Origin of the sequence: Curtobacterium flaccumfaciens (genome assembly GCF_004361695.1) — a bacterium.
In the GTDB taxonomy this organism is placed as follows: Bacteria; Actinomycetota; Actinomycetes; order Actinomycetales; family Microbacteriaceae; genus Curtobacterium; species Curtobacterium flaccumfaciens_B.
The window spans coordinates 369,306-392,600 of the sequence record NZ_SNVW01000004.1 but is presented as its reverse complement, the minus strand read 5'-3'; the positions used below and the strand labels follow the sequence as shown (position 1 = coordinate 392,600).

The following is a 23,295-nucleotide window of genomic DNA, read 5'->3' as shown; positions in this document are numbered from 1 at the left end:
CCGGTCGCGCTCGTCTGCTGGTCGCGCCTGTCCGCCCGGTTCGCGAAAGCGACAGATGGCCGCGGAAGATCCGCGGCCATCTGTCGCTTCGGCGGTCCTGTCGCGGCGCGACCCACGGGATCCGTCGCGGTGACGGGGTGGTGGCGACGTGCAACGGACTGGAGGCGCGGTGCGGGCTGGCACCGCGCCTCCTGGCCCGCTACTGGTCGCGCTGGGCGCGACGGAGGGTGAGCACCTCGGGACCGGTCTCGGTCACCGCGACCGTGTGCTCGACGTGGGCGGCACGTGAGCCGTCCACGCTCCTGAGCGTCCAGCCGTCCGCGTCCTGGTAGAGCTCGTCGGTGCCCTGCATGAGCCACGGCTCGATGGCGACCACGAGCCCCGGCCGCAGCTTGAGCCCGCGGCCCGGACGACCGTCGTTCGGCACGTGCGGATCGCCGTGCATCGTGTGCCCGACGCCGTGACCGCCGAACTGCAGGTTCACGTCGTACCCGCCGTCGTGCGCCACCCGCCCGATCGCGTACGAGACGTCCCCGAGCTTGTTGCCCGGCCGGAACTGCGCGATGCCCGCGACGAGCGCGCGCTCCACGGTGTCGATGAGTGCCTGGTCCTCGTCACGGGGCGTCCCCAACTGCACCGAGACGGCGGAGTCGGCGACCCAGCCGTCGACGCTCGCGGCGAAGTCGAGACTGACGAGGTCGCCGTCCACGAGCGTGTAGTCGTGCGGCAGCCCGTGCAGCGCCGCGTCGTTCACCGAGGTGCAGAGGTTCTTGCCGAACGGCGACTTGCCGAAGGACGGGTGGTAGTCGACGTAGCAGCTCTCGGCGCCCCGGTCGGCGATCATCCGTGCGGCGACCCGGTCGAGGTCGAGGAGGTTCACTCCGACGTCGACGGTGTCGAGCAGCTCGTCGAGGACGTCGGCCACGAACCGGCCGGCGACACGCAGGCCGTCCAGCTCGGCGGGGGTGCGGAGTTCGATCATGCGTCCATCCTCGCGTGTTTTGCGCCGGCGGTCGTCTGTGGCAAGATGGGGAGCTGTGCCCTGGCTGGACTCTGCCACGGGGGAGTCGCCGACACCGGGCACACCACCACTTACCGAAATCGATCCGCGGCGACCCGTGTGCGTCCGCAGAGAGTGACCCAAACATGAGCCAGCTCCTCGACCACGTCGACGCAGCATCGCTGCGTACCGACGTCCCGGACTTCCGTCCCGGCGACACCATCAAGGTGCACGTCAACATCATCGAAGGCACGCGCTCGCGTGTCCAGGTGTTCCAGGGCGTCGTCATCGGCCGCCAGGGTCACGGCCTCGGCGAGACCTTCAAGGTCCGCAAGGTGAGCTTCCAGGTCGGCGTCGAGCGCTGGTTCCCGGTGCACTCGCCGATCATCGACCACATCGAGATCGTCACCAAGGGTGACGTCCGTCGTGCGAAGCTCTACTACCTCCGCGAGCTCCGCGGCAAGGCGGCCCGCCGCAAGATCAAGGAGAAGCGCGACAACTGATCGCCTTCACAGCGAGCGTCCGCGAGCCGGACAGCGCTGTCGGCCCCTCGTCCATGTACGGTTGTGCATCGACGGGGGGCCTTCTTCGTGCTGGCCCTTCGTGCTGACCCTTCACGGGTCTCGCGGGGTCGTGGCGGCTCCTCGAGGGTTTGTGGTGTGTGAACGAGAGCGGAAATGACGGACACGACTGACGAAACCGGGCAGCGGCCCCGGATCGAGAAGCGGCGCAACGGTGTCCTCACCTTCATCCGCGACCTCGTCATCATCTTCCTCGCGGCCCTCCTCGTCTCGTTCCTCGTCAAGACGTTCCTGATCCGCTCGTTCTACATCCCGTCGGCGTCGATGGAGAACACGCTGCAGATCAACGACCGCGTGATCGTCAACGAACTCGTCCCGAACGTGGTGTCGCTGAAGCGCGGCGACGTCGTGGTGTTCAAGGACCCGGGCGGGTGGCTCACCGGCTCCGAGGTGCCGAGCGTGACGCCCGACACCCAGCCGGCGAAGGCCATCGACTGGCTCCTCACCCAGGTCGGTCTCGGCACCGGCGACAGCGACGACCACCTCATCAAGCGCGTCATCGGGTTGCCCGGCGACAAGGTGTCCTGCTGCAACGACCTCGGACAGATGTCCGTCAACGGCGTCCCGATCAAGGAGCCGTACCTCAAGCTGCCCGCCGGTGCCCCCGCGTCGGCGACCGACTTCTCCGTCACCGTGCCGAAGGGCACCATCTGGGTGATGGGGGACAACCGGAACGACTCGAAGGACTCCCGGTACAACGGCGACACCCCGTCGAAGGGCTTCGTCCCGCTGTCCGACGTCACCGGTCGGGCGTTCGTGATCTCCTGGCCGTCGAGCCGGTGGACCTGGCTCGACGACCACCCCGAGGTCTTCGCCGGCGTGGAGGAGAAGGACCAGTGACCGCGGTCCGGCCGTCGCTCCGGCTCGAGAAGAAGCTCCTCGGCGAGGGGCGTCTGACCGTGATCGGCATGGACGAGGTCGGCCGTGGCGCGATCGCCGGCCCGGTCGCGGTCGGTGTGGCCGCGGTGACGATCGACATCGGCCGGGTACCGCAGGGGCTGGCCGACTCGAAGCTGCTCACCGCGCAGCGGCGCGAAGCACTCGACCCGGTCGTGCGTCGGTGGACCCGGACCGCGGTGGGCATGGCGTCCGCCTCCGTCGTCGACGAGCAGGGCATCATGCCGGCGCTCGGGCAGGCGGGTGCCGCGGCGCTCCACACCCTCGTCGACGAGGGACTGTCGCTCGAGGGCGCCGTGGTCGTGCTCGACGGTTCGTTCGACTGGCTCACCCCCGCCGTTCCGCTCGCCCTGCGGACGCTGTCCGATCCGCTCGAGGTCGTCGTGCGCGTCAAGGCCGACCGGGACTGCGCCTCCGTCGCTGCCGCCTCGGTCGTCGCCAAGGTCACGCGCGACGCCCTGATGACGGCGGCGCACGACGAGGCCCCGCACTACGCCTGGGCGTCGAACAAGGGCTACGGGTCGACGGCGCACTACGACGCGATCCGGTCGGTGGGAGCGCACGCGCTGCACCGGAAGAGCTGGCTGCACCAGGCGTCGAGCGTCGCGCTGGACGGGTTCGCCGAGTTGGACGCGCTCGCGGGCTGAGCGGGGCGGGGTCGTTCGGCGCGGGCGCGGGTGCGCGCGTGCTGGCGCGGGTGCGGGTGCGGGTGCGCGGGTGCGCGGGTGCGCGCGGCTGCGCGGGTGCGCGGGTGCGCGGGTGCGCGGGTGCGCGCGGCTGCGCGGGTGCGCGGGTGCGCATGTGCGGGTGCGCGCCGGGCAGGTGCGGGTGTGCGCGGGGGTTGTGCCGCGGGTGCCCGTGTCGCCGTAGACTGTGGGCGCGATGGATGACGACGAATTCGACGACTACGACCGCGAGGTCGAACTTGCCCTGTACCGCGAGTACCGCGACGTCGTGTCGCAGTTCCGGTACGTGGTCGAGACCGAGCGGCGTTTCTACCTGGCCAACGAGGTGGAACTCGCCCGCCGGGACACCGAGCACGATTTCTACTTCGAATTGACGATGAACGACGTGTGGGTCTGGGACGTCTACCGTTCCGATCGATTCGTGAAATCCGTGCGTGTGCTCACGTTCAAGGACGTGAACGTCGAGGAACTCACCTCTCGTGAACTCGAGCTGCCGAAGGAACTCGCACTCGACGAGTGATCTTCACTTCTAATGCAATCACGGGGAATCGCCGAGGATCGGTGACCCGGAATGCATTGTCGCGCTAATGTGGTGGGGATTTCCGTCCCCGACCCAGGAGTACGCCATGGCACAGAAGGTCACCGTTCAGCTCGTCGACGACCTCGACGATTCGCCCATCACCCCCGGTGAAGGCCGCACGGTCGAATTCGCGTTCGACGGCTCGTCCTACGAGATCGACCTGACGGACGACAACGTCGACAAGTTCCGCGAAGCGATCTCCGACTACGTCGCCGCGGCGCGCAAGGTCTCCGGCCGCCGTTCCTCCGGCGGTGCTTCGGCGCCGAAGTCGGCCCCGAAGCGCGGCAACTCCGAGGAACTCGGCAAGATCCGCGAGTGGGCGAAGGAGAACGGGTACGAGGTCTCGACCCGTGGCCGCATCTCCACGCAGGTGCAGGAAGCGTACGCAGCCGCGCACTGAGTGCGGTGCTGGAGGACCCGGACGACTTCGGTCGTCCGGGTCCTCTGCTTTGTGCCGCTCCTTCGTCTGCTTTGCGTGCGCGGCTCCGTCTCCTTTGCGCGCGCTGCTCCCTCCTCCACAGAAACCGATATCGGAGCCACTCTCCACAATCCTCGACGCTGCGCCCCGTCGCTCGTCCCGCTGCGCGAACCTCGCAGCGGAGGCAACGACATGGAGCAAACACCGCTGCGGAACGGCAGTCTCGGACGGTTCGGTGAAGACCGAGCGGCTGAATGGTTGGAGGAGCGCGGATTCCGTCTGGTCGAACGCAATTGGCGATGTGCCCGGGGAGAGGTGGACATCATCGCGTGGCACTCGTGCACGCTGGTGTTCATCGAGGTGAAGACCCGCTCGGGCATCTCGACCGGGCACCCGTTCGAAGCGATCACCGCATCGAAGATGTCCCGGCTGCGACGGCTCGTGCCGGCGTGGTTCGACGATCACCCCGAGGTCTCGGCGCGCGCCGTCCGGATCGATGCCGTCGCGGTGCACGTCGACGGGGACCGGGTCGTGGTCGAACACCTCGAGGGCGTCCGGTGACCGGCATCGGACGGGCCGCAGCCGTCGCGCTGGTGGGGGTCTCCGGTCGGCGCATCGAGGTCGAGGCGCACCTCACGAGCCAGCTCCCGGCGTTCAGCATCATCGGGCTGCCGGACACCTCGCTCGGTGAAGCCCGCGAACGGGTCCGGGCTGCCGCGGCGAACGCCGGGTGTCCGCTGCCGGCGCGGCGCATCACCGTGAACCTGACGCCGGCGGCGATCCCGAAGCGGGGGTCGGGGTTCGACCTGGCCATCGCGATGGCCGTCCTGGCCGGAGCGGACGTGGCGCCGAACGTCTCCGAGCGGATCGTGTACATCGGTGAACTCGGGCTGGACGGGCGGGTCCGACCGGTCGCCGGGGTCATCCCGATGGTGGTCGCAGCGCGCGACGCCGGCGCCGAACGAGTGGTGTTGCCGGTCGGGAACCTCGCCGAGGCACGCGTCGTCGGGGGCGTCACCTTGACCGGGGTCGACTCCCTGCGCGCCGCGGCCATCGACGCCGGTGCGCTCCTGCCCGGCATCGAGGTGGACGCCGTCCTGCCGATCGCCGCACCGCCGGAACGCCGTCCGGTCGCCGAGCTCGCGGACGTCGTCGGCAACCCGATCGGCGTGCGCGCGGTGATCGCCGCGGCGGCGGGTGGTCACCACGCGCTGCTCCTCGGGCCGCCGGGGGCCGGCAAGACCATGCTGGCCGAGCGGCTGCCCGGGCTGCTGCCCGACCTCGACGAGGACGCCGCGCTCGAGGTCGCGACGGTCCGGTCGATCGCCGGGCACGGCGCGGCGTCCTGGACCACGCGGCCCCCGTGGGAAGCACCGCACCACTCGGCGTCCACCATCGCGCTCGTCGGCGGCGGCACCGGTGTCATCCGACCGGGCGCGGTGTCCCGGGCGACCCAGGGCGTGCTGTTCCTCGACGAGGCGCCGGAGTTCCCGCGGTCGGTGCTCGACGCGTTGCGGCAGCCCCTGGAGTCCGGTCGGATCACGGTGCACCGCGCTGCCGGAGCCGCCGAGTTCCCGGCGCGGTGCCAGGTGCTCCTCGCCGCGAACCCGTGCCCGTGCGGGAACTCCGGCGACCGGCTCCACCCCTGCGAGTGCACCGCGGCCACGGTGCGGCGGTACCTCGGGCGGATCTCCGGTCCGCTGCTCGACCGCATGGACATCCGTGTGCGGGTCCCGCGGGTCACGACCGGGCACATCCGGAGCTCGGATGGCTCGACCCCGACGACCGCAGAGGCCCGTCGGGTCGTCGAGGACGCACGCGCCCGGATGCGGGAACGACTGCGGGGGACCGGCTGGTCACGGAACGCCGAGGTCGCCGGGTCCTGGCTCCGCGGTGCCGGGCGCGCTGAACCCGGCGCGACGACGGCCCTCGACTCAGCGCTCGACCACGGTGCGTTGACGATGCGCGGGTGGGACCGGGCGATGCGCTTGGCGTGGACCCTGGCCGACCTGCAGGGCGCGGAACGGCCCGGCGACCGGCACGTCAGGGAAGCACTCGCGCTCCGGGGCGCACTGTGACCGGCCGTGGCGGCGATCTCCTCGGTGCCCTGCGGACGGCGCTCGGGTCGATCGGGTCGGAGGTCGACCTCGTGCAGGCGGCATCGCGGGTGGCGTGGTCGTCGATCGCCGAACCGGGCGATGCCGTGGCGGGGGAGCTCGTGACGGTGCTCGGCGCGGAGCGGGCGCTCGGGCTCGTGCTGCGGGTGGTCGACGAGGACGGCCCGGACGCGATGGTCGCGGCCTGCGCCGAGGCCGGGGTCGCGGGCTCGGAGGCCCCGGACGAGTTCCGGCCCGTCGTGCGCGCCGCACTCGACCGCTGGCGCCCGCGGCTCGGACGATCGGACGTCGGGGACGTGCTCGCGGCGGCGCGGAGCGTGGGTGCGCGACTGCTCGTCCCGGGTGCGGACGGGTGGCCCGACCGGGTCGACGACCTCGGTCCGCACGCCCCGATCGTCCTCTGGACACGGGCCGCGGCCTCCGAGGCGCTGCCGTCGCTCGCCGTCGTCGGCTCCCGGGCGAACACCGTCGCCGGTGCCGAAGCCGCCGCCGAGATCAGCTCCGTGGGGGCAGACGCCGGCTGCGCGATCGTCAGCGGCGGCGCCTACGGGATCGACGCGGTGGCGCACCGGGTGGCCATCGCCGCGGGTGCTCCGACGATCGCGGTGCTCGCCGGGGGCATCGACCAGCTGTACCCCGCCGGCAACGTCGACCTGCTGCGGAACGTCGCGCGGCAGGGTGCGCTGCTCGCCGAGTCGCCGCCCGGCACGCGGCCGACGCGGTGGCGGTTCCTCGCCAGGAACCGGCTGATCGCGGCACTCGCGGACGCCACCGTGGTCGTCGAGGCCGGAGCCCGCTCCGGCGCGCTCAACACCGCGCACCACGCGGGGCAGCTCGGACGCCCGGTGTTCGCGGTGCCCGGGGCGTTCTCCTCGTCGGCGTCGGTCGGGTGCCACCGACTGGTCGCGCAGGGCCGCGCGCAACTCGTCGTCCACCCGCGGGACCCGGCCGACGCGGTGCTGGCCGGCGGACTCGGTGCCGGTGGCGCAGTCGTCGACGAGCCGCTGGTCGGCGCGCGGCACGACCCCGAGGTCCTCCGCGTGCTCGACGCACTCGGACGGCGGGCGATGAGCGACCACGACGTCGCCGTCCGGTCCGGGATGTCGCTCGCCGAGGTCGCCGACGCCCTCGCCCTCGCACAGCTCCAGGGACTCGTCGCGCAGACGTCCGGCGGGTGGGCGCGGGCGTGACGGGGGCCGGACCTACGCTGGGGCCGTGGCGGAGCGGACAGACGGACGGTTGGCGGTGGCGGTGGACGCCTTCCTGTCGCACGCCCGCCACGGACGCGGCCTCAGCGAGCAGACCGTGCGGGCGTACGCCAACGACCTCGAACAACTCGTCGCGTTCGGTGCTGCGCGGGGCGTGGAGTCGGTCGACGACCTGGGGCTCGAACTCCTCCGCGACTGGCTCTGGGACGCCGACCACCGCGGGCTCGCGCGGTCGACCATCGCCCGGCGGTCGTCGTCGGTCCGGGCCTTCACCCGGTGGGCGAGCGAGTCCGGCGTGCTGGCCGTCGACCCGGGCGCACGACTCCGTGCGCCGAAGGGGGCGTCACACCTGCCTCGCGTGGTGTCGGCGGATCAGGTCCGGTCGATCCTCGACGGTCTCGCGGGCCGTGCCGCGGCGGACGACCCGGTGGCGTTGCGCGACCTGGCGGTCGTCGAGCTCCTGTACGCGGCGGCCATCCGGGTGAGCGAACTCGTCGGCATCGACGTGCTCGACGTCGACCGTGGGCGGCTCACCGTCCGGGTGCTCGGCAAGGGTGGTCGCGAACGGGTCGTCCCGTTCGGGGTGCCGGCCCGCGACGCGCTCGAGGCGTGGCTCGACCGGGGCCGTCCCGCGCTGCTGGCACGCTCGGAGCAGCCGGAGACGCGCGCGCTCTTCCTCGGCGACCGGGGCGCTCGGCTCGGTGTCCGCGGTGCGTACCGGATCGTGGCGCGGGTGCTGCAGGACCTCCCGGGTGAGGGGCCGAGCGGCCCGCACACCTTTCGGCACACCGCGGCGACGCACCTGCTCGACGGGGGAGCGGACCTCCGTGCCGTGCAGGAGCTGCTCGGGCACGCGAGCCTCGGCACGACGCAGATCTACACGCACGTCTCCTCGGCACGCCTCCGCGAGGTCTACCGGACGGCGCACCCGCGCGCCTGACCCGGCCCGTGACCGTGCGGTGGTCAGCCGGTCCAGGTGCTCTCCGGCAGCAGGACTGGCCACTCAGCGGCCGGCAGGTACGGCGTCGGGTCGACGTACCGGCCGTCCACCCGTGCGCCGAGGTGCAGACACGGCTCTGACGCGGGGCAGTGCCCGACCGAGACGGAGCCGACCACGTCGCCCTGCGCCACGACGTCCCCGGCGGCAACCGACGGCGTGACGGAGTCGAGCGTGCTGACCAGTCCGTCGCCGTGGTCGACCGTCACCACCTGTCGCCCACCGACCGAGCCGGCGAACGCCACGGTGCCGTCGTCGACCGCCGCCGCGCCCGCGCCGAGCGCCGCCGGGACGTCGATGCCCCGGTGGCCCGCCGCGTAGTCGTCCGCGGGGGCTTCCCACGGTCGTGCCACCACTCGGGTCCCGGTGGGCCACGCCCACGGTGCGGCCCCGGTGGCCTGTGCGGCGACGAGCGCACCGGTACTGGATGACGACACGGGCCCGGCGACCGCACCCGGCGGCACCGGCGCGCACGACACGACCGTGCACGACACGACGAAGCACGACACGGCGCGGCACGACACGGCGAGGCGCGACCGAACCGCGCGTGGCGCGAACCCGCGCGACCGAACCGCGCGTGACACCACCGCGCGGGCACCGGCGACGAAGAGCACACCCGCCCGGGGTGGAGGTCGTGAGTCGATCCGCATGGAGCAAGCGTCGCGCGGTGGGCCGCGGGCGGGGGCGGGGGTGGGCGGATCTGTGGGTGGTGGGTCGCGCCTCCAGGCCTGTGGAGGAGGCGCGTGCGCAACGGACGACAACGCCGATGTCGCACGACGACGACCGTGTCGTCACCCCGCGGCTGCAACCGTTGCGGACGCGCGGTTGCGACACGATGGTTGTCGTACGACGTCGACGGTGTCGTTCCGAGTCGCCAGAGCGCACCCGCACCCGCACCCCGCCCCGATTGCACCCCCGCCCCGAACGGGGAGTACAGTCAGGGCCGCTCCGGAACACGCAACGCCGCTCGGACGGCGAACCAGCCGACCGCCGGGGCAGCGTGCGCCCAGCAGCACGGCGGCAGAACCCAGGAGCATCGTGTCGAACGCGACCACGCAGCACGGCGAAGACCGTGCGTTCAAGGGGAAGGTCACGCTGTTCGCCATCGCGGCAGCGGTCGGCGGGTTCCTCTTCGGATTCGACTCGTCCGTCATCAACGGTGCGGTCGACGCCATCAAGGGGGAGTTCGACCTCTCCGAGGGCGCGAGCGGCTTCGCCGTCGCCTCGGCCCTGATCGGCTGCGCGTTCGGCGCCTACTTCGCCGGTCGGCTCGCTGACCGCTGGGGTCGCACCCGGGTGATGTTCTGGGCGGCGGTGCTCTTCCTCGTCTCCTCGATCGGGTCCGGCTTCGCGTTCGCCACGTGGGACTTCGTCCTGTGGCGCCTCGTCGGCGGTCTCGGCATCGGCACCGCGTCGGTCATCGCGCCGGCCTACATCTCCGAGGTCTCCCCGAAGGCGATCCGTGGGCGGCTGGCCTCGTTCCAGCAGCTCGCGATCACGCTCGGTATCTTCGCCGCCCTGCTCTCCGACCAGTTCTTCGCGGTCACGGCGGGCAGCGCGTCCGCCGAGGTCTTCGGCCTGCCGGCCTGGCGCTGGATGTTCCTCGTCGGCGTGATCCCGTCGGTCGTCTACGGCATCCTGGCGATCACGCTGCCGGAGTCGCCGCGCTTCCTGCTCGCGAAGGGGCGGACCGATGACGCGCGTGAGGTGATGACGAAGATCGTCCCGCGCGACACGGTGAACACCAGCCTCGAGGAGATCCAGGACGGCATCAAGAAAGAGGCGAACGAGAAGAAGGGCTCCATCCGGGGCAACCGCTTCGGCCTCCAGCCCATCGTCTGGGTCGGCATCATCCTGGCCGTGCTGCAGCAGTTCGTCGGCATCAACGTGATCTTCTACTACTCGACGACGCTCTGGCAGGCCGTCGGGTTCAAGGAGAGCGACTCGTTCCTCATCTCGACGATCACCTCGGTCGTCAACGTGGCCGTCACCTTCATCGCGATCTTCCTGGTCGACAAGGTCGGTCGGAAGCCGCTCCTGGTGGCCGGTTCGGCGGGCATGTTCGTGTCGCTGACGATGGTCGCGATCGCGTTCTCGCAGTCCACCATCGTCGACGGTGCGCCGAGCCTGCCCGGCTCGTGGGGCGTCATCGCGCTGATCTTCGCGAACCTCTTCGTGGTGTCGTTCGGCGCCACGTGGGGTCCGCTCATGTGGGTCCTGCTCGGCGAGATGTTCCCGAACCGCATCCGTGCGACCGCGCTCGGAGTCGGCTCGGCGGCGAACTGGATCGCGAACTTCATCGTCACGATCTCGTTCCCGGTGCTCTCCGGCTTCAACCTCACGGTGACGTACGGCATCTACGCCCTGTTCGCCCTGCTCTCCCTGTTCTTCGTCATCGCGAAGATCCCGGAGACGAAGGGCCGCTCCCTCGAGGAGATGGGCATCACTGCCGAGGGCGAGACGGTGAACGCCAAGTCCTGACACACCCAGATCACCGGCCTGGAGGCCCGGATCACGTGAGCCGATCGGCGCACGTGATCCGGGCCTCCCGTCTGCTACGATTTCTCCAGCAGTGCGCTGATGCGCGCTGACTTCGCGTGTCCACTGAGCTGACGACGGAGCGACGTCTTCAGCTTGGCCCCGACCACCGGTCCCGCTCTCACGAGCGGGCGGTCGTGTGCCAGGGCACCAGGGATCACGACCTCCGGTCGTGCTCGACACAACCGCAACAGGGGCACAGTTCAGCTGTGCGCCGAGAACACAGAAGGAGGACGGCACATGGCCGTCGTCACCATCCGCCAGCTGCTCGACAGCGGCGTCCACTTCGGACACCAGACCCGTCGGTGGAACCCGAAGGTGAAGCGCTTCATCCTCGCCGAGCGCTCGGGCATCCACATCATCGACCTCCAGCAGTCGCTGGCCTTCATCGACCGTGCGTACGACTTCGTCAAGGAGACGGTCGCGCACGGCGGCACCATCCTCTTCGTGGGCACCAAGAAGCAGGCGCAGGGCTCCATCGCCGAGCAGGCGACCCGCGTCGGCCAGCCGTACGTCAACCAGCGTTGGCTCGGCGGTCTGCTCACGAACTTCCAGACGGTCTCCAAGCGCCTCGCGCGCATGAAGGAGCTCGAGGAGATCGACTTCGACGACACGACGAAGGGCTTCACCAAGAAGGAGCTCCTCATCAAGAAGCGCGAGCTGGACAAGCTCCACAAGACCCTCGGTGGTATCCGCAACCTCACGCGGACCCCGAGCGCGCTCTGGATCGTCGACACCAAGAAGGAGCACCTCGCCGTCGACGAGGCGCAGAAGCTCGGTATCCCGATCATCGGCATCCTCGACACCAACTGCGACCCGGACGAGATCACCTACCCGATCCCGGGCAACGACGACGCGATCCGCTCCGTCGGCCTCCTCACCCGCATCGTCGCCGACGCCGCGGCCGAGGGCCTGAAGACCCGCCACAACGGTGGCGACGACGAGGCAGCGGCCGAGCCGCTCGCCGAGTGGGAGCAGGAGCTCCTCGGCGGCGAGACCGCGACGCCGGCCGCCGACGCAGCGCCCGAGGGTGCGACCGTCGAGGGCAGCACCGTCGCAGAGAATGACGCTGACGCGCAGGTCGCCGCGAAGGAGATCGGTGAGCCGATCCCCGACGAGGCGAAGAACGCCGAGCCCACGGCCGAGGCCGAGGCTGCAGCGGAGACCACCCCCGCCGAGTGATCACCGGGGGCGTCGGGCCGATCGGTCCGGCGCCCCTTTCCTCTCTCGCGAACGCACAGTTCGCACACCGAACGCTCAGTCCAGAAAGGACTCCAGTCAATGGCCAACTACAGCCTTGCTGACGTGAAGAAGCTCCGTGAGGACCTCGGGGCCGGCATGATGGACGCCAAGAACGCCCTGGTCGAGGCCGACGGCGACTACGACAAGGCCGTCGAGCTCCTCCGCATCAAGGGCGCGAAGGCCGTCGCCAAGCGCGACGACCGTGCGACCTCCGAGGGTGTCGTCGTCGCGACGACCGAGAACGGTGCCGCCACCGTCGTCGAGCTCGCGAGCGAGACCGACTTCGTCGCGAAGAACGAGCGCTTCACCTCGCTCGCCGACAAGGTCGTCGCCGCGGTCGCCGCCGCCGGTGCCGCCGACGTCGCAGCCGGCAACGCCGCGCCGCTCGACGGCAAGACGGTCGCCGAGGTCATCGACGAGAACGCCGCCGCGCTCGGCGAGAAGCTCGAGCTCCGCACGGTCACCCGTGTCGAGGGCGAGAACTTCGAGGTCTACCTGCACAAGACCAGCCAGGACCTCCCGCCGCAGATCGCCGTCGTCATCGCCTACTCGGGCTCCGACGCCGCCGAGGCACGCTCGATCGCGCAGCACGTCGCGTTCGCGAACCCGACGTACCTCACCCGCGACGAGATCCCGGCCGAGGCCATCGAGAAGGAGCGCGCGACCGTCGAGGCGATCACGCGCGAGGAGGGCAAGCCCGAGGCCGCCCTGCCGAAGATCGTCGAGGGCCGCCTCAACGCGTACCGCAAGCAGGTCGCGCTCCTCGAGCAGGACTACGCGAAGGACAACAAGATCTCCGTCGCGAAGGCCGCCGAGAACGCCGGCATCACGATCCAGGGCTTCGCCCGCGTCAAGGTCGGCGCGTAACGAACCCGTGACGGGGTCAGGAACCAATCGGTTCCTGGCCCCGTTTTCGCGCCCCGGCTGGGCCGCGAGTAGATTCCCACGAGACATCCGACGAAGGGCATGGACCACATGACGAACGAGAAGACCGGCCGCCGCCGCGTCCTGCTGAAGCTGTCGGGGGAGGCGTTCGGCGCCGGATCGCTCGGGGTGAACCCGGACGTGATCAGCACCATCGCGAAGGAGATCGCGGTCGCCGCCCAGGAGGTCGAGGTCGCGATCGTCGTCGGCGGCGGCAACTTCTTCCGCGGTGCCGAGCTCTCGCAGCGCGGCATGGACCGTGGCCGCGCGGACTACATGGGGATGCTCGGCACGGTGATGAACGCCCTCGCCCTGCAGGACTTCCTCGAGCAGGCCGGTGCCGCCACGCGCGTGCAGTCGGCGATCAGCATGACCCAGGTGGCCGAGCCGTACATCCCGCGGCGCGCCGAGCGGCACCTCGAGAAGGGCCGCATCGTCATCTTCGGCGCGGGTGCCGGCCTGCCGTACTTCTCCACCGACACCGTCGCGGCGCAGCGTGCGCTCGAGATCGACGCGCAAGAGGTCCTCGTCGCGAAGAACGGCGTCGACGGCGTGTACACGGCTGACCCGAAGAAGGACGCCACCGCCGAGAAGCTCCACCACGTCACCTACCAGGACGCACTGCTCAAGGGCCTCAAGGTCGTCGACGCGACGGCCTTCTCGCTCTGCATGGACAACGGCATGCCGATGCACGTGTTCGGCATGGAGGGTGACGGCAACGTCGCGGCGGCGATCCGGGGCGAGCGCATCGGCACCGTGGTCAGCAACTGACCCCCGCCGCTGACTAGACTCGACGCCAGTACCGAAGGAGAACCACCGTGATCAGTGATGTCCTGACCGAAGCCACCGAGAAGATGGCGAAGGCGGTCGAGGTCGCCAAGGACGACTTCTCGACCGTCCGAACCGGCCGCATCAACGCCGCGCTCTTCCAGAAGATCCCGGTCGAGTACTACGGCACGCCGACGCCGCTGGCCCAGCTCGCGTCGCTGCAGACGCCCGAGGCCCGCACGCTCATCGTGACGCCGTACGACAAGTCGGCGCTCAAGGAGATCGAGCGCGCGATCGCGACGTTCCCGAACCTCGGCGCGAGCCCGTCGAACGACGGCGAGATCGTGCGCGTCACGATCCCGGAGCTCACGCAGGACCGCCGCAAGGAGTTCGTCAAGCTCGTGCGCAGCAAGGGCGAGGACCACAAGGTCGTCATCCGCAACATCCGGCGCCGCGCCAAGGACGACCTCGACGCGCTGAAGGGTGAGATCTCCGACGACGAGATCTCGCGTGGCGACAAGGACCTCGAGGCCCTGACGAAGAAGCACGTCGATCAGATCGACGACGCGCTGAAGAAGAAGGAAGCCGAACTCCTCGAGGTCTGATGCCCCGTCCAGACCAGGGCGGCGATGACCGCCCCACAGCACAGAAGCGTTCCGCCAAGGGGCTGCGCCAGGACTTCGATGCGCGGGCACGAGCTGCCCGCACGGACTTCGAGGCGCAGCTCCGGCAGCGGAAGGCCGACTTCGGCGCCCGCAACGAGGCGCTGACCGCTCGCACCGGCCGCAACCTGCCGGCGGCGATCGGCATCGCGCTGGCGTTCGCCGTGGTCATGCTCGGGTCGCTCCTCATCTGGACCCCGTCGTTCATGGTCGTCGCGGCGTTCCTGCTCGGCGTCGGCGTGTACGAGCTCGCGAGCGCCATGCGGTTCGCCGGGCGGGACGTCCCACGGATCCCGAGCGTGCTCGTGGCGGTGGGCGTCGTGCCGGCGGCGTTCCTCGGCGGACAGATCCCGGCGCTCTTCACGCTGCTCGGCGGCATCGTCTTCATCAGCCTGTGGCGACTGGTCGAGGTCGCGTTCACGCGCCCGAAGCCGCCGGCGGGCAACGTCTTCCGCGACCTGACGAACGGGCTGTTCGTCCAGGCCTACATCACGCTCCTCGGTGCCTGCGTGGTGCTGCTCTCGGCCCAGCGCGACGGCCAGCTCTGGGTGATCGCGTTCATCCTCGTCGTCGTGGCCGTCGACACCGGTGCCTACGCCACGGGGCTCAACCTCGGGAAGCACCCGATGGCGCCCCGGATCAGCCCGAAGAAGACGTGGGAGGGCTTCGCCGGCTCCGTCGCGGCGAGCATCCTGGTCGGCATCATCGTCGTGTGGCTCATGCTCGGGCTGCCCTGGTGGACCGGCATCATCCTCGGCGTGCTCATCTCCGGGTCCGCGACGCTCGGCGACCTCACCGAGTCGATGATCAAGCGCGACCTCGGCATCAAGGACATCTCGTCGTTCCTGCCCGGGCACGGTGGCCTGCTCGACCGGATCGACAGCATCCTGCCGTCGGCCGCGGTCGCCTACGTGCTGTACCTCGTCGTCAACCACTGACGGGTCGGTCGTCAACCACTGACGGGTCGGCACCGGCGGACTGGCACCGCGGAGCTCTCACTGCGGGGCTGAACGGCTCGCACCGCGCGCCCAGGTCATGCCCGGGTCCGGTCCTGGCAGAATGTCGCCGTGGCCACCACCTTCCCGAACGCAGACCGCTCCGCCCTCGGATACGACGTCGACGAGGTCGAGCGTTTCCTCGAGGACGCGCGTCGTGCCTACACGGCGAACGACAGCGCTCCCGGGATCGAGGCGGCGAAGATCCGCGCGACCGCGTTCTCGATGCGGAAGGGCGGGTACTCGACCGCGCACGTCGACGCCGCCCTCGAACGCCTCGAGGACGCCTTCGCCGCCCGCGAGCGCGACCGTGAGATCGCCGACGTCGGGCAGAAGGCCTGGTACGCCGAGGCCCGGGCGAAGGCCTCGGACGTCGTCGCCCGGCTGGAGCGCCCGGACGGCCAGCGGTTCAGCCGCGTGAGCTTCCTCGGCACCGGCTACCACCCGAAGGACGTCGACGCGTTCGCGAAGCGCCTCGCCGGCTACTTCAAGGAAGGCAAGGCCCTCAGCCTGACCGAGGTCCGCTCGATCGTCTTCCGACCGAAGCACGGCGGCTACCGCGAAGCGCAGGTCGACGCGCTGCTCGACGCCGTCGTCGAGGTCATGCTCGCGGTCCGCTGACGACGCGCTGGTCACGGGTGCTTCGCTTTCCGTGATCGTTCCGTTATCCTGGTCGAACTCATGGGCAGGCACACGGCAGACATCAGCTCCGACCGCGACACCAACGAGCACCTCGGCCTCACGGCCGCGGGTGAGCGCCGCGCGGCACTGAACCGAACCCGCACGGCGGAGAACTCGGTCCTCCCGGCGAACCCCGACGTGGTGACGGCATCGGTGCCGACCGCCCCGGTCAGCGCCCCCGGACCGCGCAGCGCTTCCGAAGGGCACAGCGTCTCCGAAGCGCACAGCGTCTCCGAAGCGCACAGCGCCCCAGAACCGCACAGCGCTCCCAAGTCGGTCGCCGCCGACCGCGTGTCGGACACGTCGACCCTCGCGGCCCGCGCCGCGACGCCTTCGGACCCCCGCATCGTCAAGCAGCGCCGCACGCGCGCGATCGCAGCGCCGTCGAAGCCGACCGCTGTCCGCGGCGTCAACTCCTTCATGCGCAAGCGCGCGACCATCCCGGCGCTGTCGTTCTTCGCGGTGTTCGGGTTCGTCGGCGGCTCGCTCTTCAACCCGATGCAGCCCGACGTGGCGCAGGCCGCGGTCTCCGCGCCGGTGCTCGTCAAGGCGCCGGCCGAGCCGCAGCAGTACACCGCGCACGGCACCTACGCCGCGTTCGACGTCACCCGTGACGCGTACGGCGTGACCCTGCCGAAGCCGAAGGTCGTCGAGAAGCCCAAGGTCGAGGCGACCACCGACACCGACGACGCCACCACCACCGACGAGCCGGTCAGCGCGTCGAACACCCTGGCTGCCGCGGCTGCGACGCCCGACCCGGGCAGCGCCCAGGCGATCGCGCAGCAGATGGTCACCGCCCGTGGGTGGGGCGCGGACCAGTACAACTGCCTCGTCTCCCTGTGGAACAAGGAGTCTGGCTGGCGCGTCAACGCGTACAACCCGAGTGGCGCGTACGGCATCCCGCAGGCTCTGCCCGGCAGCAAGATGGCCTCGGCGGGTGCCGACTGGCAGACGAACCCGGCGACGCAGATCACCTGGGGCCTCAACTACATCTCGGGTGTGTACGGCACCCCATGCGGCGCCTGGGGTCACAGCGTCGCGAACAACTGGTACTGATCGGCACGTCGAGTGCCGCGCAGCAACCGGCCGCGGCGCCCTCGCGGCCGCGTCTTCGGTCCTGAGGAGGAGCCAGCCGGTCTCGACCGGTTGATGAGCTCCTGGAAGCGCACCGAGGTCCGTCGGGGGCGCGAGTACCTGGTGCAGCCGATCTCGGCGGCGTCGGCGCAGAAGGAGTACATCTGCCCGGGCTGCGGCGGGACGGTGATGCCCGGGGTCGCGCACGTGGTCGTCTGGCGCGCCGACGGGGTCCTGGGCGACGAGGCCGACCTGGCGTCGCGCCGTCACTGGCACAACCACTGCTGGAGCATCGCATGAGCACCCGGACGACGTCGTGAGCACCGAGCTCGAGGAGATCCGTTCGAACACGGAGCTGCCCGCCCGACGCACCGAGGTCGAGCTCGTGACCGACGATCACCTCACCCTCGTCGGGGAACTCGCGGAGCCGCTCGACCGACCGGCTCGCGGCACGATCGTCACCCTCCACCCGCTGCCGACCGCGCACGGGTTCATGGACTCGCACGTCCTCAAGAAGGCTGCGGCACGGTTGCCCGCCCTCGCCGACATCGCGGTGCTCCGCTTCAACTTCCGGTCGGTCAGCTCACCGCGTGGCACCTCCGAGGGCACCTTCGGCGACGGTGTCTCCGAGGGCTTCGACCTCCGAGCCGCCGTGGCCGACGTGGTCGACCGCGGGCTGCCGACGCCGTGGCTGGTCGGCTGGTCGTTCGGCACCGAGGTGGTCCTCAAGCACGCGCTCGAGCACGTCGAGGCCGGTCACGTCGCCGGCGTCGTCCTGCTGTCCCCGCCGCTGCACCGCACCACGGACGAGGAGCTCGCACGCTGGGCCGACGTCGCCGTGCCCGTCGTGGCGCTCGTACCCGAGCACGACGACTTCCTGCAGCCGGACGAGGCCGCCCGACGCTTCGCGGCGGCGCCGAACGTCCGCGTGGTCCCGGTCGAGGGCGCCAAGCACCTGTGGGTGGGGGAGCGGTACGTGCGCATCGTGCTCGACGCGATCGCCGACCTCGTCGTCCCCGGCAGCGCGCCGTTGCCGACGCACCTGCCGTTGTAGAGCGGGCCGCTTCGGGCCGCGGGCCGACCTGGAGGCGCGGGGCCGCCCTCCCGGGGTCGGTCCGGTCAGCGCGTGGTCGCTGCTGCGTCCTCGTCGGCGTCGTCGTCCGCCGCGGCGCCCTCCGGCGCGGTGCCGAGCAGACCGGTCGCGTGCGTCAGCACACCCCGCAGGTTCTCGAGGTAGCCGGCCACGGCGTCGCGCTCCGTGCGGATCGCCGCGAGGCGGTCCTCGGACTCGGCGAAGATCGCGGCGGTGCGCTCCTCGGCGTCGGCGACCATCCGGTGCACGCGGTCCTGCGCGTCGGCGACGATCGTGCGGGCGTGCTCCTGCGCCTCGGTGGTGCTGGTGCGCTCGAGGTCGTCGGCCTCTTGCTGCAGGCGTTCGGCGCGCTCCCGGGCCTCGCTCGCCCGGCGCGTGGCCTCGGCCAGCTGCAGGTTCGCCTCGTCGAGGTACTTCTGGGTCTCGGTCACGGTCTCGTGGTGCTTCTGCAGGTAGTCCTGCTCGGCGTCGTCACGGCGTGCGGCGAGCTCGGACTCGAGCGTCGTCCGCGCTTCGTCGCGCTCACGGGCGATCTCGGAGCGGACCTCGTCGCGCTCCTTCGCCAGGTCGGCGCGGGCGGTGTCGATCTCCTCGCGCAGCGCGGACCGCTCGGCCTCGAGGGCGCCGAGTTCGGCGGTGCGACGGTCGGCGATCTCGGTGTCGACCTCGGCGTGCTCGCGGTCGCGGCGGGCGGCCAGTTCGTTCTCGTGCTCGCGGGCGGCCCGCTCGGCCTCGGCGTCGGCCTCGGCGCGTTCGCGTTCGATGCGGGTGGCGTGCTCGTCGAGCTCGCGCGCGATGCGGTCGGCGGTCTCCTGCACGAGACGCTCGTTCTCGGCGCGGGTCTGCTCCTCGTCGACGCGGAGCTGGGCCCGGGCGGCCTCGATCTCCTGCTCGAGCGCGGTACGGGCCCCGGCGAGCTCACGGTCCCACTCGGCGCGGGCGGCGGCGAGTTCCTCGTCGAGCACACGACGGCGGTCGGCCAGCTCGGTCTCGAGCGCGGCACGGCGACCGTCGACCTCGGATGCCAGGTCGGCACGACCGGTCTCGAGGGCGAGCGCGTGCGCATGCTGCTCCTCGTCGCGTTCGCGGTGCCAGGCGGCACGGCCCTCGGTGACCTCGCGCTCGAGGGCGTCGCGGCGCGTGCGCTCCTCGTGGTCGAGGTCGTCGACCCGTCGGGTGTGCTCGGCCTCGAAGACGCTCCGGCGGTGCTCGGTCTCGCGGTCGAGGTCGGCCGCGGCCTGGCGGGCGTCGGCGGACTCGCGCTGGGCGAGTTCTCGGAGCTCGGCGACCTCGTGCTCGACCTGGGCGCGGAGCGCGTTGGTCTCGCGGATGGCGACGGAGCGGACCTCGGCCGCCTCGGTCACGGCGGCCCCGCGGAGGGCTGCTGCCTCGTTGCGGGCGTCCTGCACGAGCAGACCGGCCTCGGCGCGGGCGCGCTCGATGGTGTCGGCCGACTCGGCACGGGCGCGGGTGAGCTCGTTGGTCGAGCGGGTGCGGGCGTCCTCGAGGGTGTCGCGGGCTTCCTCCTGCGCCTCGCGCAGGGTGCGCTCGGCCTCGGCCCGGCTCGAGGCGCGGAGTCGCTGCGCGTCGATGTCGGCCTGGCTGATGAGGCGGGTGGACTGTTCCTCGGCGACGCGGAGGGTGGACTCGAGGCGCGTGCCGAGTCCGCTGTACGTGGGGGTGCCGGCCTCGTCGAGCTCACCCTGGAGCTCGGAGACGCGGGACTGCAGGAGACGGATCTCCTTCGCGGCGTCGGCACGGTCGTTGTTCGACTTGATCAGCTCGCGGCGCAGGTCGTTCAGTGCACGGTCCACGTCGTCGCGGCGGTACCCGCGCAGCTCGTTCCCGAACTCGGCCTCGTCGTTCGCCACGTGTTCGCTCCTGGGTGCTCGGCGGAGGGCCCGATCCGGCCCGGGCACGATTGTAGTGGCGGCCGCGGACGGGCGGCTGTGACCGCGGACAGCGGTGGGGGATGCGCCGTCCAGGCTCGCTCGCTATCCTGGGGCGCTGATTCGCGCGCCGTCACCCCCACCCCGGCGCGGTAGGGAGAAGATCCGTGCGATTCGTCCTGGCGATCGTCAGTTTCGTCATCGGTCTGCTGCTGGTCGCGCTCGCGGTCGGGCAGCGGACGGTGTTCGAACCACCGTCGTCGCTCGTCGCGGCATCGTCCTCGAAGAGCTCGGCACCGGTCACGGTCATCCCCGGCTCGACCCTCAACGCGAACCCCGGCTACCAGCGCATCAACGTGTCCGGCTCCGGCAAGGTGTTCGCCGCCTACGGCAAGTCCAGCGACGTCGACGCCTGGGTGGGCGACGCCGAGCACACCACGATGCGCTTCGACGCCGAGCAGGACCGCCTCGTCGGCAAGACGACCGGCAGCGAGTCGAGCGTGCCCGACCCCGCCGGCAGCGACCTCTGGTACCAGGAGTACGACGGCGCCGGGCAGTTCACCGTCCGCCTGCCGAAGGACGTCTCCGTCATCATCGTCGGCGACGGGAAGTCCGCGGCGCCGAGCGACGTCTCCGTCACCTGGCCGCGCGACACCGCGACCCCGACCGTCGGGCCGCTCCTGGTGGCCGGCGGCGTCTTCCTCGTGGGCGGACTCGTCCTGCTCGTCTGGGCGTTCGTGCACCAGCGCCGTGGCCGTGGCCCGCGCCGCCGGAGCGGAGGATCGCGCCCGCCGCGCGTCCGCGCCTCGCGCCGTGCCGCAGCGGCCGGCGCGCAGGTGCCCGCCCGTGGCCGTCGCGGTCGTCGTGCCTTCGTGGCCGTCCCGGTGCTCCTCGTCGCCGCCCTCGGCCTCGCCGGGTGCTCGTCGGACTACTGGCCACAGGGCAGCTCGGCCGCCACGCCGACGCCCACCGCCACCGCGACCGGTGCCGCCGCGCAGACCGAACCCACCGCGGCGACGAAGCAGCAGATCGCCCGCATCGTCGACCGGGTCGCCGCCGTCGCGAAGCAGGCCGACGCCGCACGCGACGCGAAGGTCGCCGGCACCCGCTTCACCGGTGCCGCGCTCGAGCTGCGCGAGGCGAACTACACGATCCGCGGCAAGGACGCCGACGTGGACGCCCCGCCGGCGATCTCCGCCGAGCAGGTCTGCGTCGCGCTCCCGCAGCAGACCGACTCGTGGCCGCGCACCGTCTTCGCGGTCGTCGCCGAGGACTGCGACGCCAAGTCCGCGCCGCAGGCCCTGACGCTCGTGCAGGACTCCGCGCGCGACGACTACAAGGTCGCGTACGACGTCTCGCTCGAGGCCGCGGCGAAGATCCCGAGCCTCGCCCCGACGTCGATCGGTGCCGCGCTGCTGGCGCCGAACACGAAGCTGCTCTCGATCGCGCCCGACCAGATCGGCAGCGCGTACGGCGACATCCTGTCGAAGGACAAGGACAGCTCGTACGCGTCGGTCTTCCAGGCCGACGGCGACGGACTCCGCTCGACCATCGGCAAGGCGTACAAGGACAAGAAGTCCGAGTCGCTGCCGGACACCGCGAAGATCGAGTACTCGTCCGAGGTCCCGGAGGACAGCGCCGTGGCGATCGCGACCGACGGCGCCGGTGCACTCGTGTCCGCCGAGCTCAACGAGATCGAGAAGGTCACGCCGACCGCGGCCGGCGCCGAGGTGAACACCGAGGGTGCGGTCAAGGCGCTCTCCGGCGTCGACTCCAGCACGAAGGGCATCACCGCCACGTACGGCGTGCAGCTGCTCTTCTACGTGCCCCCGGTGGGCACCGATGACAAAGTGGTCCTGCTCGGCTTCACGCAGGGCCTGACAGCAGCGAGTGAGGTGCAATGACCAACGTCCCCCCGACCCCGTCCGGTCTCCGCGGAGCGGTCGACCTGTCGTCCCTGGTCGACCGCGCGCAGCGGCCGCCGCAGCCGTCCGCCGGTCCCGCGGGTGCTCCTGCCCCGGCCGGCGTGCCCGGTACGCCCGGCAGCGAGGGCGCCACGGACCTGACCGTCCCGTCGCTCGTCCTCGACGTCACCGACCAGACCTTCCAGGACGTCCTCCAGCTGTCCACGATCGTCCCGGTGATCGTCGACATCTGGGCCGAGTGGTGCGGGCCGTGCAAGCAGCTCTCGCCGATCCTCGAACAGCTCACGGCCGAGTACGACGGCCGCGTCCTGCTCGCCAAGGTGGACGCCGACACGAACCCGCAGCTCGTGCAGGCGTTCCAGGCGCAGTCGATCCCGACCGTCGCCGCGCTCATCGGCGGACGCCCGCTCGGGCTCTTCGTCGGCGCGCTGCCGGAGGCACAGGTCCGCGACGTCTTCGAGCAGGTGCTCGTCGCCGCCGAGCAGAACGGCGTCTCCGGTCGCGTGACCGTCGACGGTGCTGCCCCGGCCGACGCCGTCGAGCAGGGTGAGCCGGAACCGGAGCCCCTGCCGCCGCACCACCAGGCCGCGTACGACGCGATCGAGCAGGGCGACTACGCCACGGCGATCACCGAGTACAAGACCGCCATCCTGCAGGACCCGCACGACCAGATGGCCGTCGCCGGGCTCGCACAGGTGTCGCTCCTCGACCGGTTGAACGGCCACACCGCCGACGACATCCGTGCGGCTGCCGCCGCCGGGCCGTCGGACGTGACGGCGCAGCTCGCCGTCGCGGACCTCGACATCTCGGGCGGGCACGTCGACGACGCCTTCGGGCGGCTGCTCGACCTGGTCCCGACGGTGTTCGGGGACGACCGTGAAGCCCTGCGCGTGCGGCTCGTCGAGTACTTCGAGCTGATCGGTGCCGAGGACCCGCGCGTCGTCGCGGCCCGCCGTCGCCTGGCGAGCGCCCTGTACTGACCGCCTGGCGAGCGCCCTGTACGAGACGCACGCCCAGAAC

At 71.3% G+C, this 23,295-nt stretch carries 24 protein-coding genes; 21 read left to right on the top strand and 3 right to left on the bottom strand.

Going from position 1 to position 23,295, the window contains the following annotated elements:
• Positions 1 to 199 precede the first annotated feature (199 nt).
• Positions 200 to 982 (bottom strand): type I methionyl aminopeptidase, encoded by a 783-nt coding sequence (map, locus tag EDF64_RS08650; RefSeq protein ID WP_133519581.1) that lies wholly within the window; start codon positions 980 to 982, stop codon positions 200 to 202.
• A gap of 164 nt (positions 983 to 1,146) precedes the next feature.
• On the opposite strand from map, the gene rplS reads away from it, so the two are divergent.
• The 9 genes from rplS (at position 1,147) to EDF64_RS08605 (ending at position 8,427) form a co-directional block, all read left to right on the top strand.
• Complete coding sequence (gene rplS / locus EDF64_RS08645) at positions 1,147 to 1,503, top strand: 50S ribosomal protein L19 (protein WP_071292881.1); 357 nt, start codon at positions 1,147 to 1,149, stop codon at positions 1,501 to 1,503.
• 174 nt (positions 1,504 to 1,677) lie between these two features.
• On the top strand, positions 1,678 to 2,421 hold the full coding sequence (lepB, locus tag EDF64_RS08640) for a signal peptidase I (protein WP_133519580.1): 744 nt from the start codon (positions 1,678 to 1,680) through the stop codon (positions 2,419 to 2,421).
• Positions 2,418 to 3,125, top strand: a complete 708-nt coding sequence (locus EDF64_RS08635) for a ribonuclease HII (RefSeq protein ID WP_133519579.1) — start codon at positions 2,418 to 2,420, stop codon at positions 3,123 to 3,125. The genes lepB and EDF64_RS08635 overlap by 4 nt, the downstream gene beginning before the upstream one ends.
• 235 nt (positions 3,126 to 3,360) lie before the next feature.
• Complete coding sequence (locus tag EDF64_RS08630) at positions 3,361 to 3,684, top strand: DUF2469 family protein (protein ID WP_070419101.1); 324 nt, start codon at positions 3,361 to 3,363, stop codon at positions 3,682 to 3,684.
• Between the two features lie 106 nt (positions 3,685 to 3,790).
• Entirely contained in the window at positions 3,791 to 4,144 is a 354-nt protein-coding gene (locus EDF64_RS08625) for a histone-like nucleoid-structuring protein Lsr2 (protein ID WP_071292884.1), read from the top strand.
• 75 nt (positions 4,145 to 4,219) lie between these two features.
• A complete protein-coding gene (locus EDF64_RS08620; RefSeq protein ID WP_347813181.1) occupies positions 4,220 to 4,723 on the top strand; it encodes a YraN family protein in 504 nt (167 codons plus the stop codon).
• Positions 4,720 to 6,240, top strand: a complete 1,521-nt coding sequence (locus EDF64_RS08615) for a YifB family Mg chelatase-like AAA ATPase (protein WP_133519578.1) — start codon at positions 4,720 to 4,722, stop codon at positions 6,238 to 6,240. Before EDF64_RS08620 ends, EDF64_RS08615 begins: the two co-directional genes overlap by 4 nt.
• Entirely contained in the window at positions 6,237 to 7,469 is a 1,233-nt protein-coding gene (gene dprA / locus EDF64_RS08610; protein ID WP_243736303.1) for a DNA-processing protein DprA, read from the top strand. The genes EDF64_RS08615 and dprA overlap by 4 nt, the downstream gene beginning before the upstream one ends.
• Positions 7,470 to 7,494: 25 nt before the next feature.
• Positions 7,495 to 8,427, top strand: a complete 933-nt coding sequence (locus EDF64_RS08605) for a tyrosine recombinase XerC (protein ID WP_133519577.1) — start codon at positions 7,495 to 7,497, stop codon at positions 8,425 to 8,427.
• Between the two features lie 23 nt (positions 8,428 to 8,450).
• On the opposite strand, the gene EDF64_RS08600 is transcribed toward EDF64_RS08605, so the two are convergent.
• Positions 8,451 to 8,921, bottom strand: coding sequence for a murein hydrolase activator EnvC family protein (locus EDF64_RS08600; RefSeq protein ID WP_166645656.1), 471 nt, complete (start codon positions 8,919 to 8,921; stop codon positions 8,451 to 8,453).
• A 601-nt stretch (positions 8,922 to 9,522) separates the two neighbouring features.
• Here EDF64_RS08600 and EDF64_RS08595 point away from each other — a divergent pair.
• From EDF64_RS08595 to EDF64_RS08550, 10 genes are all read left to right on the top strand, one after another.
• Positions 9,523 to 10,965 (top strand): sugar porter family MFS transporter, encoded by a 1,443-nt coding sequence (locus tag EDF64_RS08595; RefSeq protein ID WP_243736302.1) that lies wholly within the window; start codon positions 9,523 to 9,525, stop codon positions 10,963 to 10,965.
• 297 nt (positions 10,966 to 11,262) lie between these two features.
• Positions 11,263 to 12,204: a 30S ribosomal protein S2 gene (gene rpsB, locus EDF64_RS08590; protein WP_133519575.1), complete on the top strand. Its 942-nt coding sequence runs from the start codon at positions 11,263 to 11,265 to the stop codon at positions 12,202 to 12,204.
• Positions 12,205 to 12,303: 99 nt separating this feature from the next.
• Positions 12,304 to 13,131: a translation elongation factor Ts gene (gene tsf, locus EDF64_RS08585; protein ID WP_133519574.1), complete on the top strand. Its 828-nt coding sequence runs from the start codon at positions 12,304 to 12,306 to the stop codon at positions 13,129 to 13,131.
• Positions 13,132 to 13,239: 108 nt separating this feature from the next.
• The gene (pyrH, locus tag EDF64_RS08580; RefSeq protein WP_070416390.1) at positions 13,240 to 13,959 is read left to right on the top strand and encodes a UMP kinase; all 720 of its coding nucleotides are present in this window, start codon (positions 13,240 to 13,242) and stop codon (positions 13,957 to 13,959) included.
• 47 nt (positions 13,960 to 14,006) lie between these two features.
• Positions 14,007 to 14,561 carry a ribosome recycling factor gene (gene frr, locus EDF64_RS08575; protein ID WP_079236320.1) on the top strand — a complete coding sequence of 185 codons (555 nt, stop codon included), beginning with the start codon at positions 14,007 to 14,009 and terminating at the stop codon, positions 14,559 to 14,561.
• Positions 14,561 to 15,556: a phosphatidate cytidylyltransferase gene (locus EDF64_RS08570; protein ID WP_208108867.1), complete on the top strand. Its 996-nt coding sequence runs from the start codon at positions 14,561 to 14,563 to the stop codon at positions 15,554 to 15,556. Before frr ends, EDF64_RS08570 begins: the two co-directional genes overlap by 1 nt.
• A 129-nt stretch (positions 15,557 to 15,685) precedes the next feature.
• Positions 15,686 to 16,234, top strand: a complete 549-nt coding sequence (locus EDF64_RS08565; RefSeq protein ID WP_133519573.1) for a DivIVA domain-containing protein — start codon at positions 15,686 to 15,688, stop codon at positions 16,232 to 16,234.
• A gap of 60 nt (positions 16,235 to 16,294) precedes the next feature.
• Positions 16,295 to 17,350, top strand: coding sequence for a transglycosylase SLT domain-containing protein (locus EDF64_RS18665; protein WP_432207022.1), 1,056 nt, complete (start codon positions 16,295 to 16,297; stop codon positions 17,348 to 17,350).
• Positions 17,351 to 17,362: 12 nt separating this feature from the next.
• Positions 17,363 to 17,668, top strand: coding sequence for a hypothetical protein (locus tag EDF64_RS08555; RefSeq protein ID WP_208108866.1), 306 nt, complete (start codon positions 17,363 to 17,365; stop codon positions 17,666 to 17,668).
• A gap of 16 nt (positions 17,669 to 17,684) precedes the next feature.
• On the top strand, positions 17,685 to 18,422 hold the full coding sequence (locus EDF64_RS08550) for an alpha/beta hydrolase (protein ID WP_133519571.1): 738 nt from the start codon (positions 17,685 to 17,687) through the stop codon (positions 18,420 to 18,422).
• Positions 18,423 to 18,487: 65 nt separating this feature from the next.
• On the opposite strand, the gene EDF64_RS08545 is transcribed toward EDF64_RS08550, so the two are convergent.
• Positions 18,488 to 20,332, bottom strand: coding sequence for a hypothetical protein (locus EDF64_RS08545; RefSeq protein WP_133519570.1), 1,845 nt, complete (start codon positions 20,330 to 20,332; stop codon positions 18,488 to 18,490).
• A gap of 185 nt (positions 20,333 to 20,517) precedes the next feature.
• Here EDF64_RS08545 and EDF64_RS08540 point away from each other — a divergent pair, with 185 nt between their 5' ends.
• Both EDF64_RS08540 and EDF64_RS08535 read left to right on the top strand, forming a co-directional pair.
• A complete protein-coding gene (locus tag EDF64_RS08540) occupies positions 20,518 to 22,254 on the top strand; it encodes a hypothetical protein (protein WP_133519569.1) in 1,737 nt (578 codons plus the stop codon).
• Positions 22,251 to 23,255, top strand: a complete 1,005-nt coding sequence (locus tag EDF64_RS08535; protein ID WP_133519568.1) for a tetratricopeptide repeat protein — start codon at positions 22,251 to 22,253, stop codon at positions 23,253 to 23,255. The genes EDF64_RS08540 and EDF64_RS08535 overlap by 4 nt, the downstream gene beginning before the upstream one ends.
• Positions 23,256 to 23,295 lie beyond the last annotated feature (40 nt).

Bases quoted from the DNA above. Each gene is read 5' to 3' on its own strand.
- EDF64_RS08535 (WP_133519568.1), top strand. From the start codon at position 22,251: ATGACCAACGTCCCCCCGACCCCGTCCGGTCTCCGCGGAGCGGTCGAC.
- EDF64_RS08570 (WP_208108867.1), top strand. From the start codon at position 14,561: ATGCCCCGTCCAGACCAGGGCGGCGATGACCGCCCCACAGCACAGAAG.
- rplS (WP_071292881.1), top strand. From the start codon at position 1,147: ATGAGCCAGCTCCTCGACCACGTCGACGCAGCATCGCTGCGTACCGAC.
- EDF64_RS18665 (WP_432207022.1), top strand. From the start codon at position 16,295: ATGGGCAGGCACACGGCAGACATCAGCTCCGACCGCGACACCAACGAG.
- tsf (WP_133519574.1), top strand. From the start codon at position 12,304: ATGGCCAACTACAGCCTTGCTGACGTGAAGAAGCTCCGTGAGGACCTC.
- lepB (WP_133519580.1), top strand. From the start codon at position 1,678: ATGACGGACACGACTGACGAAACCGGGCAGCGGCCCCGGATCGAGAAG.
- EDF64_RS08625 (WP_071292884.1), top strand. From the start codon at position 3,791: ATGGCACAGAAGGTCACCGTTCAGCTCGTCGACGACCTCGACGATTCG.
- pyrH (WP_070416390.1), top strand. From the start codon at position 13,240: ATGACGAACGAGAAGACCGGCCGCCGCCGCGTCCTGCTGAAGCTGTCG.
- EDF64_RS08630 (WP_070419101.1), top strand. From the start codon at position 3,361: ATGGATGACGACGAATTCGACGACTACGACCGCGAGGTCGAACTTGCC.
- rpsB (WP_133519575.1), top strand. From the start codon at position 11,263: ATGGCCGTCGTCACCATCCGCCAGCTGCTCGACAGCGGCGTCCACTTC.
- map (WP_133519581.1), bottom strand. From the start codon at position 982: ATGATCGAACTCCGCACCCCCGCCGAGCTGGACGGCCTGCGTGTCGCC.